Below are 16,669 nucleotides of genomic sequence, written 5' to 3'. Positions count from 1 at the left end.
CTTTAGCTGTTGAATAACAGTGAAGAAGTAATGCTTGTTTAGATCGCCCCGTCCTTCGCCAAAATTTCGGGGCTTTCTTATGTCTAAAAGTTAGAAAAAATTAAACTGAACCTTCCAGAATCTGCACATATTCAGGCAGGCCTGAAAATTCAATTTCCTTACCATCTTTAGTAATGGTTTTACCGTCACGGATGTATTCAACGGTGTCTTCCATTGATTTTTCGATAGCTTTTTCAAGTTGGTCTAAGTCGTACCAGAAAGTAATCACACCATCTTTAATGCGATAGCGGAAACGCGCAGGCAGGGCATAGTGATTGCCGCCACGATGTACTTGAATACCGAAAACGATTTGTTCAGGAATAGTGAGATTGCCCGCAGTACCGGCACGCGCTTCAATTGTTTCGTTGTAGGTCAATTGAACTTGGCCGTTATCGGTACGGATGCCTGATTTAAAATCAACATTCGTTTTTGCATTTAATGTTTGTACGATTTCATACAAAACTGCTGCGTCTGGTTGATTGATGTAAGGCATTACATCTTCTAAAAACAAAGCAAATTCAGTTTGTGAGAACTTACGGCCCGAGTTGCCTTCAACTTTTTGAAATTCAGGCGTTTTTTCAGCAATAAAATGTGGTGCATGTTTGCCATGTCGTGGCGCAAGTACTGAACCCATATTAGTTTCTTTCTCGACTTCGTGATAATCGAGCACAGCTTTAAATTTGCCTTTCAATACATCAACAAACACTAAAGAGTTCTTATCTGCATAACGAGAGACATACGCAATAAAGTCCTTTGCTGTATGTAAATTAACGCTTTGCGTTAAAGTAAGAGGGCGTTGTAGTAATGCTTCAAATTCATGAACTTCACTACCATGTGGCACTACAACAAAAGGCAACACACCTGTTGATTGAGTGACATTTTGCAGGCTTGTTTGACCAAGCTTGTAATTGGTTTCAGCAATATTGTTAAGTTCGCTCATTGATTTTTACCTGTAATGGCTTGTTTAGAAAAAATTTAATAAAAACAGTTATTAAGTAAGCTAATTAATTAACTTAAAGACTTAATTGTTGGTTTATTTTCAGTAGGAATTTGCTTGAGCTCAGCAGGTGTGCCCGCGTCAATGTGCTCAAGATTCAATTTCTGTTGGCGTGGGTCTTCACGCACGAGTTGTTGGTCACCATCCGTAAATAGAACAGTTGGTTCTTTGTCGAATTTTGGAAGAGTGGACTTGATATCGTCCTGAATTTTGTAGGTACCACGACCATTAGGCTTAATAGTCAAAGTAACAGTAATTTTTGATACTTTGCCTGTGTCGTTTGAAGCTTGGAGTGCTTCAGTCAAAAGTGCGTCTAATTCTTCGATCGTGTCGCCACGTTGAAGGTTTGCTAGGGTTTGACTGAATGAAGTGTTCTTAGTTGGCATAACATTCACCTAACTTTCCATTTAGTAGTTGGTGAGATAAATTTAGTATTTACTAAATACAAAGTCAATAGTAAATACTAAATTTTTACTAAACGTTTTTCTTATTATTTACTAAACAAAAAAAATCCCGCTAAATGCGGGATTAATTCTAAAATTTACTTTTATCTTTTAATTTTTTTTGTATCCAACTTCATCCAATACTGCCCAATTATCTCAACCCCTTCAGAAGCAATTCTTGCAGGGGAGTAATATTCATCTGGATATCGGTTTTTATCCTGGTTCGCAGATGTAGCCTTAAAGCCACCTTTTCCTTCATCATTCCATACAGATAAATACTTAATTTTTGTTTCATCACCAACTTGGAAAGCGTAAATTTCACCGTCAATAATTCTCTTTGCTGACATATCAACTGAAATAGGTTGTCCATCCTGTAGCACTGGAAACATGCTATCCCCACGGACTTTAACAACTTTGGCTGTTGAAGGTTGAACATTACATTCACGCATTAAATATGTCGGAACAAAGAATTTTTTAGCGCTTGGCTGCATTAAATTCAAATATCCATTTCCTGCACTTACAAAAACATCATCATAGTAATCAATAGCTGTATATCCATCAGGTACCGGATCACCATCTTCATAGATCATGAGTTCTATAGAGTTATTACTATCACTTTGATTAGAAGTCTCGTTTAACTTTATTTCTTTATATTCTTTACCAAAAACTTTTTCAAGAAAATCATCATCCATCGGAAAACTATGATTTTGATCAAGATAATACTCTGCTAAACCAATTTGGCTTTCTAAGTCGCGTGCAACTTTTTCACCAAAGCTACCTTTCCCACGAATCATCTGGGAAATATGACTTGGTGTTAATCCAAATTGATCACAAAAAGCTGCATCTGATTTCAACTTATCTCTAAGCCGTATCGTGTCTATCGCTTTGCGCAAGTTAATGCGTCTTAAGTATTCAGTTTTCATGCTCGTATTCTAAATTGTTTTTAGTAAAAACTAAATTCGTAAACACTAAATAGGTGTTGACGAAAATTCACTAAATAATTAGTATTTACTAAATGATATTTTAGTGGAGTTACCCATGGTCGATGTTGGCAAAACTCAGCTAAAGCAATTTCTTAAACCGCTTACTAAGGCTGAAAGAATTGCATTTGCAGAGAAATGCGGAACAACGCTCGGAAATTTAAACCAAATCATTTACAGCAAGACTTCTTGTGGCGCGGCATTGGCAATTGCAATTGACCGTGAAAGTAAAGGTTCAGTGCGTTGTGATGATCTCTGTCCAAGTGCTGATTATGAATATGTTCGTAAACAAAATGAGGAGTTAAAGGAAAAGAAATGCACATCCAAGAAATTTCGAATGATCCCAATAGCAACAAATTGTTAGTTGGTAAGTTGCTCGAAAATATGAGTACTCGCGTACCTGTAGAAGTAAAGCAACTAATAGATGACATAGCGAATTCAAATGGAAGTGATCGCGCTAAGTGGATGAGAGAGGCCATAGATTTAAAGCTCAAAGTTGACTTGGGAATATCATCAACAGAAGAGCTTGTTGAAACAAGGAATACAACGAAATCAAGCGAATACAGAAATGTATTCAGAAATTTAAGAGCTTTTTTGCACGCATTAAAAAAGCCCGACGTTGCGGGTCGAGCTTTTCGCGTTCATTAACCATAGGGATTAAATCACATGACTAATTTAACAGAACATAAGTGCAAAAACAAATGTCCTGAGTTTAAAGGAGAGCAGTGTAACCACTGTTTAGTTCAACCAGTAGAACAGCGAAAAATTGAAGATATGGGCGATGACCGTCACATTGAAAATCATGTTTCTAAAAACTGTCACGTTACTTCGTGTGATGTATTGATGCATCTCAACCGTGCTCATCAAGCAATGGGAGAGGTGTCATGAATAACTACAAAATATTTTTGTTTGGGCGTAATGATAAAAGCCAAGCTATCAATCTTTTTTTGCAACTTGGATATTCATTAGCTACTAGACGAGAATCATATCTCCATCCTCTTGTAACTGCACTTTATGCACATTCAGATGGAAATATTTACACCAGTGCAGATGAACCAGAAATTCACACAAGCATAATTTTGTCACAGCTAAATGATCTTGTTGTTCTACATCGTAATGATGTTAATGATGCGAATTGGGAAACCGAAGGTGGTGATCAGATATTTAAAGACTCAAATGACAAGTCTTATATCTATCGCTCAGATGGTTGGGATGAATTGCAATGTCATGAAATGCGACAAGCAATGTGGGAAAAACCGTTATTACCTAAAGCTCAACCATCTGGCGCACCTACTGAATACAACACAATCAAAGTTGAAGGCCTTGAAGGATTGGTTGACGGTAAAGCTGCTTTAACTGCTGCATTGGCAGGTGAAACAGTTCAAATCAGTGTGGAACCTTGGGAAGAAAAAAATTGGGATACCTTCAATCCTCTTGAAGACGATCTATCAACTAAAGTTTTCTTTACTGGCATGTCTGAAGGCGTGCAAAAAGTCTTTTTCCGCATCAAGCCTAAAACCATTTTGATTAACGGTGTTGAAGTTCCTGCACCGTTTAAGCCTAAACATAGTGATATTGGATTCATCTTAGATAATGCAAAAGATTGCTATAGAGAATCTCAATATGTAGGGCAACACATTCCTTTCGGTTGGTGGCGCACTGAAGAAGAAATAAAGCAAGTCGTAGCAGCACTTAGAAAAGTATTCGAGGTGCAGTCATGAATCTAGCACTTTTCCCAAATGAATTAATCATTGATAACTTTGCGGGCGGTGGAGGTACCAGTACTGGCCTTGAAGCCGCATTTGGTCGTGCTGTTGATATTGCAATCAATCATGACCCAAAAGCTTTAGCAATGCACCGTGCTAACCACCCAGATACTAAGCATTATTGCGAATCTGTTTGGGATGTAGACCCTATTGAAGCAACTCAAAATCAGCCTGTTGGTTTAGTTTGGCTTTCACCTGATTGTAAACACTTTAGTAAAGCAAAAGGCGGTAAGCCTGTTGAAAAGAAAATTCGTGGCCTTGCTTGGATTGCCTTGCGTTGGGCAGATTTAACGCGTCCGCGCGTAATTATGCTTGAAAACGTTGAAGAATTTAAAACTTGGGGCCGTCTTGGTGAAGATGGCAAACCTTGTCCGAAACATAAGGGCGAAACATTCCGTAGTTTTGTGAAGGCTTTGCGCTATCAAGGTTATAACGTTGAATGGCGTGAACTTAAAGCATGTGATTATGGCTCTCCAACTACAAGAAAGCGTTTCTTTTTAATTGCTCGTCGTGACGGTTTGCCTATCGTCTGGCCTAAACAAACGCATGGCGACCCTGAATCTAAAGCTGTTTTGACTGGAAAATTAAAACCTTGGCGTACCGCAGCAGAATGTATTGATTGGTCATTGCCTTGTCCAAGTATTTTTACAAGACAAAAGCCACTTGCTGAAGCTACTTTGCGTCGTATTGCAATGGGGACTATGCGTTATGTTATCGATAACCCTAAGCCATTTATTGTGAAATCGAACCACGGTGGGGATACATTCCGTGGTCAAGCAATTGAATCACCATTACAGGCAATGACCAGTAAAAATGGTTATGCACTGGCAATGCCTGTTTTGACTGAATGCGCTAATGCATCAAGCCCACGTTGTATGCCTGCTAATGAACCACTGAGAACAATTTGTGCCGGTGTGAAAGGCGGGCATCATGCACTTGTTTCTGCATTTTTAGCCAAAAATTACACTGGTGTAATTGGTAGTGATGCTGATAAGCCTATTCACACAATTACATCGAAAGATCATCACAGCATTGTGGCTAGTCACCTGGTCAAGCTACGCAATAATAATATCGGTCATCGTGTTGATGAACCTATTCACACTATTACTTCAAGCGGTGCACACTTTGCTGAAGTTCGTGCATTCCTTACTGCTTTCTATGGAAATGAACGTGATGGAAACAGCATTGATAATCCGCTGCGCACTATTCCAACAAGAGATAGATTCGGTCTAGTTACTGTTGAAGGTCAGACTTATCAGATTGCTGATATTGGCTTTCGTATGCTTCAACCACATGAGTTATTCAAGGCTCAAGGTTTTCCTGATGATTACATTTTCAGTTATGGAATTGATGAGCACGGGAACACTGTAAAACTGACTAAAACAGAACAAACGCGCATGGTCGGTAACTCTGTTTGCCCTCAGCTTTCTGAAGCACTTGTAAGAGCTAATTTCTCACACGAAAAGAAATATCAGGGGGCAGCATGACAGCGATGATCACCCTTGAACCAAGCCGTTACATGAAGCGTAAAGGCTTTGGCAATGAAAACTGCAAAGCAATTAAACAATCAGTTCCTTTTGTTGAAGCACGTCGTGGCGAATACACACATCGAGTTCGCCACGTAACGCTTATTACTTTCCGAAATAAATCACATTTTGCCGTGCATTGTTGGTGCGGCATGACCATGTGTGTCGGTGGCACAGGGAAAGGAACAGGGATTTTACTTGATACACCAAGCGCTAATCGTCCTATGTGCGCTACCTGCGAAGGTAGGGTAATCGGTGCAGGCTTGCTTGGTTCACGTGAAATATCTGGCCGACAAGTTATGTATCGAGCAAGTGAGGTGGTATGAGCAACCAAGACGTAGATATTTGGATGCCAATTTATATTGGCGACATGCTTGCTAAGACCACTCGAATGACCACCGAGCAAATCGGTGCGTCATTTTTACTCATGATGGATTATTGGCGTAACGGTGCAATACCAGATGACAACAACGTTATTGCAAGCGTAATTCGTTCAAATTTGAGTAAAGCGAAGGCTTTAAAAACTATCTTGATAAATTCAAATTTATTTGAAGTAAAAGACAGTGAATTATCTTCAAAATATTTGGACGATTTAAAGTCTCAAGCTGAAAGCAATAAGTCTTCAAAGTCAGAGCGCGCAAAGAAAGCAGCCGAAGCACGATGGAATAAAGAGCAGGATTCTAGCAACACTAATGCATCTAATGAGCATCAATCTAGCAATGCTAATGCATATGCACAAGCTATGCATAAGCATGATGCAAGCATTGCTCAAGGTATGCTTGAGACATGCCCTTCATCGTCACCTTCATCTATATATATACATACACAATCAGAAACGCCGAATTCCCTCGATGAGGATCTGAGTTTGTGGAAGCCTTCACTTCATGAAATTAACTCATGGAGACAAAGAGCAGGGCTAACTAAAACGACTCAGGAAGAGTTTGACACCTTCATGATTACCTTCCTACCGCATTACGCACCTGAAATACGTTCAGGTCGTCTCATTGAAAACAAGATTTACGCGAAATACATCCAGTGGGTGAAAGACGATGCTTTGAAAGCAAGTCGGCTTGCTAAAGCAAAACCCGCTGCAAAAACAAATTCGGCTAACGATTCAAGAAACGTCAATGACGCTTGGAAAGACGAGCCTAAATCAGATGATCGCCCGTTCACAGGAACTGTGCACATACCGGAGGATTTAATATGAATGCGATGGTGAATCTTTTAAACGGCTTCAAATTAGCTGAAGGATTTTGCGAAATACACCAGGTGCAAAAAGTACAAGCGGGACTGCATCAAATTTGCCCAAGCTGTGCAATCAATCATGTTCATGACTCAAAGCAAGGTGAACAGGCACGTGTTGATCAAATGGTACGTGACAAACACTTTGGTGGTGCAATGCTTCCTGAACGTCATGCTCAATCTGCATTTGATAACTACAAAACACTTACTCATGCACAAGCAAATACGCTTACTGAATGCATCGAATATGCACAAGAATTACTTGCAGCTTATGCTGAGGACAAAAAAAATCCTAAACCTACAAGTAAATCCAATTTCATTATGGTTGGTTCAACTGGTACGGGTAAAACCCATCTAGGTTGTGCAACCGCAAAAACACTTCTCAAAAAAGGCCTGTACGTTCGATACATCACAAGTGAAGAGCTTGCGCAGCGTGTCATGAATGCATGGGATAAGGACACAAAAGATCAATCAGAAGCATCTGTAATCTATGAGTTCACTACATACGACTTATTGATCTTGGATGAATACGGTTTACATGACCGTGGTACCAGACTTGAAATTATTCATAAGATTTTGACAGCACGTTATGACCGTAAAAAACCAACGATGCTCATTTCAAACTTTTCAATGAACAAACTCAAAACTGATTTAGGTGACCGTCTATGGTCACGCTTTCAGCATGACGGTTTACGTACTGTTGAGTGCAATTGGTCCGATGCTCGTGTAGGTGGTGATTATGTCTAAGATCATTATCGGCATTGACCCTGATTTGGATAAATCAGGTGTTGCAATACTTGGGAAATCACAATTTGAATTAAAAAATCTCAGCTTTGCAGAAGTGGTGGAGCTATTCAAAGCAGAACAGGACTTAATCAAAAAGGTCGTAATTGAAGCAGGTTGGTTAAATAAAAAAGCCAATTTTAGAAATGGCGCTAATAAATCCCTTGCTGTAAATGAGCAGATTTCAAAGCGTGTAGGTGAAAACCATGCAACAGGTAAATTGCTTGTTCAAATGGCCCAACACATGGGTTTAGCCGTTATCGAAGTAAAACCAACTAAAACTAAAGTCAATTCAGATGATTTTAACCGAATCACAGGTTGGCAAGGCCGAACAAATCAAGAGCAACGCGATGCGGGAATGTTGATTTGGGGAATGTGGGTTTAGGAGAAATGTTTATGCCAGTACTTGCGTTTCTACCTGAGTTCATCGTGAAAGACAAAGTCAAACGCGATTCAACGCCAAAGGTAACAGAATCAGACGTAAAAAATATTAGAACCTTGCATACACAAGGCTTGTCTTATCGTCAGTTAGCGAACAAGTACGATATTTCTCATGAGATGTGTAGACGTATTTGCACCAAGGTTTGCTACAAGGAGGTGATTTGATGGCTCTACGTGGGAAACAACAACGGTTCGTTGATGAATATCTAATTGATCGTAATGCAACACAAGCAGCGATTCGTGCGGGATATTCTGCAAAAACTGCTGAACAAATGGGGTATCAACTCCTTCAGAAAACTTCAGTTCAAGAACACATATCAAAAGGTGAAGCCGAACTTGCAGAACGTAACAAGATCACCCAAGACAAGGTTTTAAATCGCTTGTGGGAAATGGCAACGGCTGACCCTAACGAATTAATCCGATACGTGCGTGTGAACTGTCGTTACTGTTGGGGAGTTGATCACTATTACCAGTGGACTAAGGGTGAATATCACAATGCCTGCTATAACGCGTTAGTAAATCAGAAGCCTAAACCCGATTGTGATGGCGGTTTTGACTTTGATAAGACCAAAGCGCCTAACCCTGATTGCCCTGAATGTAAAGGGGAAGGCGTTGGATATACGTATATCGCAGATACGACACGTGTAAGTGACCAAGCCAAATTGCTTTATGCAGGCATTAAAGAATCTCAACACGGCATAGAAATCAAAATGAATGACCAAGTGGCGGCATTGATTAAAGCTGGCCAACACATTGGCATGTTCAAAGAGCGTGTGGAACTTGGTAACGACCCAGAAAACCCGCTAACCGATCCAAAAGCAGCAAGCACACAGCTAAGCCTACTTGCCAAGTTGAAAAAGGCTAAGGCTAAAAATAAGGGGGAAGACGATGCATAAAGTTCATACCTTAAAAACCGATTCAGAAGTTTTTCAAGCGGTATCTGATGGCCGTAAAACATTTGAGATTCGTTTCAATGATCGAGATTTCAAAGTTGGTGATGATTTGATTTTACTTGAGACGATTTACTCAGGTGAACAAATTAAGCAAGGCAAGCCACTTCTGTATTCAGGTAATGAAATTCACAAAACAGTTTCATACGTATTGAGCGGCTATGGACTGAAAGAAGGATGGGTAATATTGGGGATTCAAGGCCCAAACCACAACACATCATGCACATATCAATTTGAACTTGCATTTCACAACCTGCAAGACACGCCTGAGCTACGCAAGATTTATTGGTCTGCATTAGGCCAATTGCAATTTGATTCTAACGATCAGGTTATTCCACCAGAGCTTGAAGAGTGCCCGTGTTGCAAGGCAGGTGAGAAATGAATATAGAACAATTTTTCATGACACTAATTATCCTTTTGATTGGCGTATTCATCGGTTGGATTATTTGGGGGTGAATCATGCTTATTGCTGCCGTAATTTTTTCTCTTGCTTTCATGGTTGTTGTTTGTGGCTTATTAACCCTGCTAATGCTCAAGATGAAATGTATTAGCAAGAAAAACGCATTTTCTTACTTCACATGGCTGTTTTTCATATTTGCCGTTGGTCTTTATTTTAAGTTGTTTGGCAATCAGCACTATAAGGACCTTTCAGACGTTTGGTTCATTTGCGCAATGGGATACACCATTGTGTACGGCGCTGAAGATTGGGGGATGTATGACCAAAACCACTGATGACGAACTACTCGCATTAATTGCGGATATGAGCGAATCGGAAATTGAGCAATTCATTAATTCGCTTGATGAAGATGAACGAGCAGTTATTAGCAGAATACTTGCAAATGCTCCTGTGTGGTTCCCGCTTGAAGGTCCGCAAATGGCTGCATACACATCGGATGCTGACGTTATCGGCTACGGCGGTGCAGCGGGCGGGGGCAAGACAGACTTAGTCATTGGCTCATGTATAACCACGCATAAACGTAGCTTGGTTGTACGTCGTGAAAAAGCACAGACAGACGGCATTGTGCAACGTGGTGAAGAGATTCTAGGCCACAAGAACGGATACAACTCGCAAAAATCTGCTTGGAACTTGGGCAAAGGCCGCCTTATTGAGTTTGGCGGTTTGGATAACGTAGGTGATGAGAAGCGTTGGCAAGGTCGTGCACATGATCTAAAGGCGCTTGATGAAGCTACAGAAATCCGTGAATCACAAGCACGTTTCATTATGGGGTGGAATCGTACCAGTGACCCGACAATTAAACCTAAATGCCTTTTGACCTTTAACCCTCCAACTACTGCAGAAGGCAGATGGGTAATTGATTTCTTTGCACCTTGGATTAAGAAAGGGTATCCAAACCCTGCGAAGCCCGGCGAACTACGTTGGTTCGCTATGGTGAACGGCAAAGAACAAGAAGTTGAAAGCAATAAGCCCTTTGTCATTGTCGATGAGCAAATTGTTTATGACTTTGACCCGAAAGACTTTACCCCTGAACACATCATTAAACCAACTTCACGCACGTTCATTCCTGCACGTGTGACTGACAACAAGTACTACATGGAAACAGGCTACATGAGTACCTTGCAAGCATTGCCTGAACCTTTGAGGTCACAAATGTTATACGGCGATTTCGGTGCGGGTATTGAAGATGACCCTTGGCAAGTTATCCCTACAGAATGGGTTGAAGCAGCTCAAGCACGTTGGAAACCACTTGAAGACATGCGGATTTTGCATCGTGGCGATTTCAAGATGGATTCTTACGGATTAGACGTTGCACGTGGCGGGGGTGACAAGACGATCGGCTTCGCGCGATATGCACATTGGTATGACAACCCAAACGTACTTGAGGGCAAGGATTCACCAGACGGGCCGACAAGCGCATCGTTTGCTGTTTCACATGTTCGTGACCATGCGCCTATCCATGTCGATGTCATCGGCGTTGGCGCAAGTACGTACGATTTCTTAAAGCAATCAGGCATTCACGTTGTACCTGTAGACGTACGCAATGCTGCAACTTCTTTCGACCGTTCAGGGCAACTTAGTTTTTACAACTTGCGTTCTCAACTCTGGTGGCAGTTCCGCGAAGCATTGGACCCCGCATACGGCAGCACAGTTGCATTGCCACCTGAACCAAAGCTTTTAGCAGATTTAACGGCGCCACGTTGGGGATTGCAGGGAACCAAAATCAAAGTGGAATCTCGAGAGGAAATTATTAAGCGTATTGGCCGCAGTCCCGATTACGGTTCAGCAATTATCAATGCGCAAATTGATACGCCTAAACGCCACATTATGCAGGCGATCAATGCATCAGCTGCTAGACGTGATTACGACCCATACGCGTAGTGTCAACAGGAAACAGGGCCTTTTCAATGTGCCAATCGCATAATGTCGAAAAAGGCAAAACTAATCGGAGCCCTTCAATGTGCGTGAAAAATATTCTTGACGGCGTAACCAATATTCTTGGGATGGATGCACCAAAGGCGCAAGTCATTGCACCGCCAAAGCAACCAACGCGCCAAGATTCTAAATCTCCTGATTCATCCGCGACCATTGACCGTGTACAGCAAGCACAAAATTCCATGTCTGGTGGTATTGCAAATACGCTTTATACCGATGCTCAAGGCGTGAGTGACGAAGATTTGCGCTTAGGCAAGAAAACTTTATTAGGCGGTTAAGATGACTGAAGACGATATCAGAGCGCTGAAAAAACGGTTTGATGCTGTTTGGCAATTACGTGTAAATGATATGGACGATTATTGTGCCGAATTAGCATTACACGTTTTGCCTGCTGCCATCAAAACGATTAAAGACCAAGAAAAGCATGACCGATCTGCATGGTCCAAAATTGTTGATAACACTGGTAAAGACTCGTTGAAAACCCTTGCAGCGGGTATGGTATCGGGCACTTGTTCGCCAAGTCGTAAATGGTTCACCTTGCAAGCCGCAGATGAATCATTGCAAAAGGATATTGAAGTTCGCCAATGGCTTAAAGCTGTTGAGGATGCTTGTTATGTTGCTTTTTCAAAAAGCAATGTTTATCGAACTGTGCATCATATTTACATGCAAGAAGGCGCTTTCGGCATCGGTGCGGCACTAGCTCCTGAACATGGCCGCAATTCAAAAGCTCAACTCATGGATTTAATACCGCTTACTTTCGGTGAGTTTGCTATCACAACGGACGAGTTTAATAAACCGAACGGCGTTTATCGCAAATTCAAATTAACCTCTATCAACATGGTTAAATATTTTGGATTGGATAACGTTTCGGATGCTATTAAGAACGCGTTTGAAAATAAAAACTACGAACAAGAGTTTGAAGTTTGCCATGCAATTTATGAACGAGTAGATGCAAAAGGGTATGGACCTAAAAACATGCCTTTCGCTTCAATTTACTATGAACCAAGTTCATCAAATAAATTGCTACGCGAAAGTGGCTTAATGAGTTTTCAGGTTATTTGCGGACGTTGGACTGTTTCAAGTAGTGATGTGTACGGCGAAGGACCTGCAAGCGATTGCATTGGTGATTTACGTGCATTACAGAAAGGTCATCAACAAATTGCAGTAGGTGTGGACTATCAAGTTCGACCGCCTTTGCTTTTACCTGATTACTTGAAAGGTCATGAGCGTGAGACATTGCCAAACGGTATTGCATTTTACCAAGCGTCACCAACGAGCCAAGTTGCACAAGTTCAAGCAATGTTGAATGTGCAATTCGATTTGAACGGTGTTATGGCGCAGATTGCACAATGTCAAGAGCGTGTTAAACGCGCATTTCATACAGATTTGTTCATGATGCTTGATGCTTTTGATAAAGGCAAAATGACCGCTACAGAAGTATATGAACGCAAATCTGAAAAGATGCTCATGCTTGGTCCGGTAGTAGAACGTCAAATTGATGAATTATTGCGTCCTCTCGTTGAAATCTGCGTTGAGCGTGTATTAGCAAACAGTGAATACCTACGCCAAATTGCACCAGAAGCTATTCAAAACGCCGATGTCGAAATCAATTTCGTATCCATACTTGCACTTGCACAGAAATCTTCTGGTTCGGCAATTCTTGAACGTGCCCTTGCCATGATTGGGCAAGTAGCCCAAGTCGACCCGCAAGTACTTGATAAAGTTGATACAGATAAATTTATGGATGAATACGCAGAGATTAACGGCGTATCGCCTGATATTTTCCGTCCTCAACGTATCGTTGACCAAATCCGTAGTGACCGTGCAGCACAACAACAAATTGCACAGCAACAAGCCCTTGCTGCCCAACAAGCACAAACGCAAAACACTAACGCCAATACGGTTAAGACCGTAAGCGATACAGATGCAGAAACTTTGTCTGACATGTTCTTGCAAGGCGGTGGCGCATGAGCGATTTAGAAACCAAAGCTAAAGAAAATAAGAGTGAACGTGACCAGGAACTAAATGACCTGCGCTCAATCTTGGAAACGGAACACGGTAAACGTTTTCTAATGCGATTAATTGATCGGGCAAGCATATTTCAACCCACCTATGGCGGTGGGTCACAAATCAGTGATTTTGCTTTCATGGAAGGTCGCCGAGAGTTTGGCCTATACATCCTTGGTGAAATCACACAAGCCAATTCAGATGCATGGCTAGACATGCAGAAACAACGATTTTCAAAACTTAAAGAGAAGGTGAACCATGAGCGAAGTGACAACAACTACGACAGCAACTGATGCAGCAACTACCGCTAATACAACGGATACACCTGCTGCAACTACAACTGCTACTGAAACAGGTGGGGGCAATCCTGCTACAACTCAGGTTGAAACCACACCTACTACAAGCACCACTACAGAAAATACTGAAACAAAGCCCGAAGTTTTATTAGGTGGTGAAGAACCGCCTGCTGAACAGCAGATTCAATACACAGATTTCACTATGCCTGAAGGGTATTCACTGAATCCAGAAGATTCAAAAACGCTTCAGGAACTTGGGCAGCAGTTCAAAATGCCGCAAGAAGCGGTGCAAAAACTTGTCGATTTAGGGGTGCAAATGCAACAACGACAAGCACAGGAACAGCAAAAAGTAATTGCTTCTTGGGTTGATGCAGCTAAAGCAGACCCTGAATACGGCGGGGAAAAATTGAAGGAAAACCTGTTGACAGCACAACGCGCATTCAGCTTACCACGTGGCGCTGAAATCTCTAAGATTCTCTTTAAGAGCGGACTCGGTAACCATCCCGCTGTAATTGGCTTTATGACAGAAGTTGGCAAGTTGTTAGAAGGTGACAACATGACCCATGGAAAAGGCACAAATACAGCGAACGTGGCACCAGCGGCCGTATGGTATGACAAATCATAAGGAATACTTAGATGCCTACGATTGTACAAACAAATCCAACATTAGCCGACGTTGCCCACAACATTGGTACGAACTCTAAAGTTGGGGCGATTATCGAAGTACTCAACAAGCGTCAAGACTTACTTGACGATGCTGTAGTGCTTGAAGCAAATAGCGGTACCCACAATAAAACTAGCGTTCGCTCAGGTTTACCAAAAGGTACATGGCGTAAATTGAACTATGGTGTGCAACCTGAAAAGACATCACGTGTTCAAGTCTCTGATAGTACTGGTCAGTTAACTTCATATTCAGAAGTTGATAAAACCTTGTACGACCTTCAGGGCGAAAATAAAAAACAATGGCGCTCTGAAGAAGATGCAGGCTTCTTAGAGGGTATGTCACAAGAGGTAATGGAAAACATTATCTACGGTGATGTGGCAGGCGATGTATCTACCTTTAACGGTTTAGCAACGCGATACAATCATCTTATTGACCCTGAAACAGGCGTAGCACCTGCAAACGCTGTAAACATTCTGGATGCAGGCGGTACAGGTACTGACAATACGGCAATTTACATTGTGCAGTGGGGGCGTGAAAAAACTCACTTGTTCTATCCGCAAGGTACGCAAGCGGGTCTTGATATCCAAGACAAAGGACAACAAACGGTACTTGATGCGCAAGGCGGCCGTTACGAGGCAATGCGAACATACTTCCAATGGGACGTGGGCTTATCTGTACGTGACTGGCGCTCGGTTGTTCGCATCGCAAACATTGATGTTTCGGAACTTTCAAAAGACGCATCTACTGGTGCAAATCTTATTGATTTATTGGACGAAGCACTTTCTCTCTTACCACTTGCAGGTTCAGCACGTACAGCAATCTACATGAACCGTACTGTTAACCAAGCGCTTAAAGGCCAAGTCAATCACTTTAAAAATGTGCGCTTGACTCTTGAAGACTTCCGTAAAGACGGTAGCCGCAAAATTCAAGCATGGGATGGTGAGCCGATTCGCATCTGTGATGTGATTCTTAACACTGAAGCCCGTGTAGTTTAAGGAGAATTTAACCATGGCATTAGTTGATAAATTACTACAGTTCTCCGATAAGCAAGCTATTGCGGCGGGTGCTAGTACTTTCACTTTGGACACAGTGCATAAATCTGTTGGTACAGCAGGTTTACCTATCTGCCTTCAAGGGCATGTAGTTGGACCTGCAAATGCTACCGTTACAGTGACACTTGAAGAAAGTGCGGACGGTACAACTTTTACAGCGGCAGCCGCATCAAAAGCGTTTAAAGCTGCTGAACTGAACAAAGGTACGTTCTTTTACGTGAACAGTGCGACAAAACGTTTTATCCGTTTGTCTTATGCAGTCGCCAATGCGCCCACTGGTTCTATTTCGGCTTGGTTGGGCAATGAAGCGGATATCCGTACAAACTACGACGCTGTAAGCGGCGCAACTGTTCCAGTTTAAGGAGTTGGTAGATGTCAAATCAAGTTGAAGTTGTTGCGATTAAAAAGGGTTTTTATCACGGCATTCGTGATGTTGGTACTAAGTTTTTTGTGCCTTCCGATTTGCTTACAGGTAAAAAAACTTGGTTTAAACCTGTTAATGAAAATTATGTATTTTCAGAACAGCAAAATGCAGACCCTAGTAACCCATATACACGAATGAATAAAGACGCGCTCACACAAGCTGCTGTTGAAAAAGGCATTCAGTTAACAGGGGCTGAAACCAAAGCGCAAATTATTGAGCTTTTAACAGCTGAGTAATTAATAAGGGCCCGTATTAGTACGGGCTTTTATCACAAAGCAAACGTAGCTAAAGGTTCATAAAAATGTCTGAAGAACAAATCGAAAAACAGATTCAAGCAAAAGGACTAAATGCCCCGCGCATAACACCTGATCAGCTTGATTCAAAAATCAAGAATGTTTACTACCATTCACCACTAGCAAATGCTGATCCTAAACAAGCTATGGATGAAAAGACCTACCAAGCATTGCGTTGTTTAACCTTTTGCACAATCGTTTTAGAGAATGGCTTTACCGTTACTGGTGAAAGCGCATGTGTAGCCCCTGAAAACTTTGATCCGTTCGTCGGCCAAGAAGTAGCGTATAAAAACGCCCGTGAAAAAATTTGGCAGTTAGAAGGATACTTGTTGAAGGAAAAACTTTATCAAGCTGATTTAGATAAACAGTTCTAA

At 41.6% G+C, this 16,669-nt stretch carries 25 protein-coding genes; 22 read left to right on the top strand and 3 right to left on the bottom strand.

The window, feature by feature from the left end:
• Positions 1-100: 100 nt before the first annotated feature.
• The 3 genes from ACLCEG_RS04585 to ACLCEG_RS04575 all read right to left on the bottom strand — a co-directional run bounded on the left by ACLCEG_RS04585 (position 101) and on the right by ACLCEG_RS04575 (position 2,402).
• Positions 101-979, bottom strand: coding sequence for a DUF2303 family protein (locus tag ACLCEG_RS04585; RefSeq protein WP_410566220.1), 879 nt, complete (start codon positions 977-979; stop codon positions 101-103).
• A gap of 68 nt (positions 980-1,047) precedes the next feature.
• Entirely contained in the window at positions 1,048-1,422 is a 375-nt protein-coding gene (locus ACLCEG_RS04580; RefSeq protein ID WP_001142429.1) for a hypothetical protein, read from the bottom strand.
• 161 nt (positions 1,423-1,583) lie between these two features.
• Positions 1,584-2,402 carry a helix-turn-helix transcriptional regulator gene (locus ACLCEG_RS04575; RefSeq protein WP_002028691.1) on the bottom strand — a complete coding sequence of 273 codons (819 nt, stop codon included), beginning with the start codon at positions 2,400-2,402 and terminating at the stop codon, positions 1,584-1,586.
• 115 nt (positions 2,403-2,517) lie between these two features.
• On the opposite strand from ACLCEG_RS04575, the gene ACLCEG_RS04570 reads away from it, so the two are divergent.
• From ACLCEG_RS04570 to ACLCEG_RS04465, 22 genes are all read left to right on the top strand, one after another.
• Positions 2,518-2,823 carry a YdaS family helix-turn-helix protein gene (locus ACLCEG_RS04570; RefSeq protein ID WP_000228677.1) on the top strand — a complete coding sequence of 102 codons (306 nt, stop codon included), beginning with the start codon at positions 2,518-2,520 and terminating at the stop codon, positions 2,821-2,823.
• On the top strand, positions 2,775-3,107 hold the full coding sequence (locus ACLCEG_RS04565; RefSeq protein ID WP_000548018.1) for a hypothetical protein: 333 nt from the start codon (positions 2,775-2,777) through the stop codon (positions 3,105-3,107). The genes ACLCEG_RS04570 and ACLCEG_RS04565 overlap by 49 nt, the downstream gene beginning before the upstream one ends.
• 18 nt (positions 3,108-3,125) lie before the next feature.
• Entirely contained in the window at positions 3,126-3,347 is a 222-nt protein-coding gene (locus ACLCEG_RS04560) for a hypothetical protein (RefSeq protein ID WP_000183472.1), read from the top strand.
• Positions 3,344-4,180 carry a hypothetical protein gene (locus ACLCEG_RS04555; RefSeq protein WP_239933593.1) on the top strand — a complete coding sequence of 279 codons (837 nt, stop codon included), beginning with the start codon at positions 3,344-3,346 and terminating at the stop codon, positions 4,178-4,180. Before ACLCEG_RS04560 ends, ACLCEG_RS04555 begins: the two co-directional genes overlap by 4 nt.
• Positions 4,177-5,712, top strand: a complete 1,536-nt coding sequence (locus ACLCEG_RS04550) for a DNA cytosine methyltransferase (RefSeq protein WP_140983304.1) — start codon at positions 4,177-4,179, stop codon at positions 5,710-5,712. Before ACLCEG_RS04555 ends, ACLCEG_RS04550 begins: the two co-directional genes overlap by 4 nt.
• Entirely contained in the window at positions 5,709-6,077 is a 369-nt protein-coding gene (locus ACLCEG_RS04545) for a hypothetical protein (RefSeq protein WP_196256147.1), read from the top strand. The genes ACLCEG_RS04550 and ACLCEG_RS04545 overlap by 4 nt, the downstream gene beginning before the upstream one ends.
• Positions 6,074-6,958, top strand: a complete 885-nt coding sequence (locus tag ACLCEG_RS04540; RefSeq protein WP_246892805.1) for a DUF1376 domain-containing protein — start codon at positions 6,074-6,076, stop codon at positions 6,956-6,958. Before ACLCEG_RS04545 ends, ACLCEG_RS04540 begins: the two co-directional genes overlap by 4 nt.
• The gene (locus ACLCEG_RS04535; protein ID WP_306715803.1) at positions 6,955-7,740 is read left to right on the top strand and encodes an ATP-binding protein; all 786 of its coding nucleotides are present in this window, start codon (positions 6,955-6,957) and stop codon (positions 7,738-7,740) included. The genes ACLCEG_RS04540 and ACLCEG_RS04535 overlap by 4 nt, the downstream gene beginning before the upstream one ends.
• Positions 7,733-8,161 (top strand): hypothetical protein, encoded by a 429-nt coding sequence (locus ACLCEG_RS04530; protein WP_188198463.1) that lies wholly within the window; start codon positions 7,733-7,735, stop codon positions 8,159-8,161. The genes ACLCEG_RS04535 and ACLCEG_RS04530 overlap by 8 nt, the downstream gene beginning before the upstream one ends.
• Positions 8,162-8,172: 11 nt before the next feature.
• On the top strand, positions 8,173-8,382 hold the full coding sequence (locus ACLCEG_RS04525) for a hypothetical protein (RefSeq protein WP_083008904.1): 210 nt from the start codon (positions 8,173-8,175) through the stop codon (positions 8,380-8,382).
• Positions 8,382-9,113: a terminase small subunit gene (locus ACLCEG_RS04520; protein WP_410566211.1), complete on the top strand. Its 732-nt coding sequence runs from the start codon at positions 8,382-8,384 to the stop codon at positions 9,111-9,113. The genes ACLCEG_RS04525 and ACLCEG_RS04520 overlap by 1 nt, the downstream gene beginning before the upstream one ends.
• Positions 9,106-9,549, top strand: a complete 444-nt coding sequence (locus tag ACLCEG_RS04515; protein WP_410566208.1) for a DUF3850 domain-containing protein — start codon at positions 9,106-9,108, stop codon at positions 9,547-9,549. The genes ACLCEG_RS04520 and ACLCEG_RS04515 overlap by 8 nt, the downstream gene beginning before the upstream one ends.
• Positions 9,550-9,626: 77 nt before the next feature.
• Positions 9,627-9,899, top strand: a complete 273-nt coding sequence (locus tag ACLCEG_RS04510) for a hypothetical protein (protein ID WP_410566206.1) — start codon at positions 9,627-9,629, stop codon at positions 9,897-9,899.
• Entirely contained in the window at positions 9,883-11,505 is a 1,623-nt protein-coding gene (locus ACLCEG_RS04505; protein WP_410566203.1) for a terminase, read from the top strand. The genes ACLCEG_RS04510 and ACLCEG_RS04505 overlap by 17 nt, the downstream gene beginning before the upstream one ends.
• A gap of 77 nt (positions 11,506-11,582) precedes the next feature.
• Positions 11,583-11,837 carry a hypothetical protein gene (locus ACLCEG_RS04500; RefSeq protein ID WP_000337838.1) on the top strand — a complete coding sequence of 85 codons (255 nt, stop codon included), beginning with the start codon at positions 11,583-11,585 and terminating at the stop codon, positions 11,835-11,837.
• A gap of 1 nt (position 11,838) precedes the next feature.
• Entirely contained in the window at positions 11,839-13,530 is a 1,692-nt protein-coding gene (locus ACLCEG_RS04495; RefSeq protein ID WP_000133665.1) for a portal protein, read from the top strand.
• Entirely contained in the window at positions 13,527-13,859 is a 333-nt protein-coding gene (locus ACLCEG_RS04490) for a hypothetical protein (protein WP_001281314.1), read from the top strand. The genes ACLCEG_RS04495 and ACLCEG_RS04490 overlap by 4 nt, the downstream gene beginning before the upstream one ends.
• Positions 13,825-14,487 carry a hypothetical protein gene (locus ACLCEG_RS04485; RefSeq protein ID WP_153518393.1) on the top strand — a complete coding sequence of 221 codons (663 nt, stop codon included), beginning with the start codon at positions 13,825-13,827 and terminating at the stop codon, positions 14,485-14,487. Before ACLCEG_RS04490 ends, ACLCEG_RS04485 begins: the two co-directional genes overlap by 35 nt.
• An 11-nt stretch (positions 14,488-14,498) precedes the next feature.
• Positions 14,499-15,521 (top strand): major capsid protein, encoded by a 1,023-nt coding sequence (locus ACLCEG_RS04480; protein WP_254954150.1) that lies wholly within the window; start codon positions 14,499-14,501, stop codon positions 15,519-15,521.
• A 13-nt stretch (positions 15,522-15,534) separates the two neighbouring features.
• Positions 15,535-15,939 carry a Bbp16 family capsid cement protein gene (locus tag ACLCEG_RS04475; RefSeq protein WP_001229564.1) on the top strand — a complete coding sequence of 135 codons (405 nt, stop codon included), beginning with the start codon at positions 15,535-15,537 and terminating at the stop codon, positions 15,937-15,939.
• Between the two features lie 11 nt (positions 15,940-15,950).
• The gene (locus tag ACLCEG_RS04470; RefSeq protein WP_410566196.1) at positions 15,951-16,238 is read left to right on the top strand and encodes a hypothetical protein; all 288 of its coding nucleotides are present in this window, start codon (positions 15,951-15,953) and stop codon (positions 16,236-16,238) included.
• A 65-nt stretch (positions 16,239-16,303) separates the two neighbouring features.
• Complete coding sequence (locus ACLCEG_RS04465; protein ID WP_254954127.1) at positions 16,304-16,669, top strand: Gp49 family protein; 366 nt, start codon at positions 16,304-16,306, stop codon at positions 16,667-16,669.

Origin of the sequence: Acinetobacter sp. H1(2024) (assembly GCF_046557555.1) — a bacterium.
In the GTDB taxonomy this organism is placed as follows: Bacteria; Pseudomonadota; Gammaproteobacteria; order Pseudomonadales; family Moraxellaceae; genus Acinetobacter; species Acinetobacter seifertii.
This window is presented reverse-complemented; position numbering and strand designations above follow the sequence as displayed.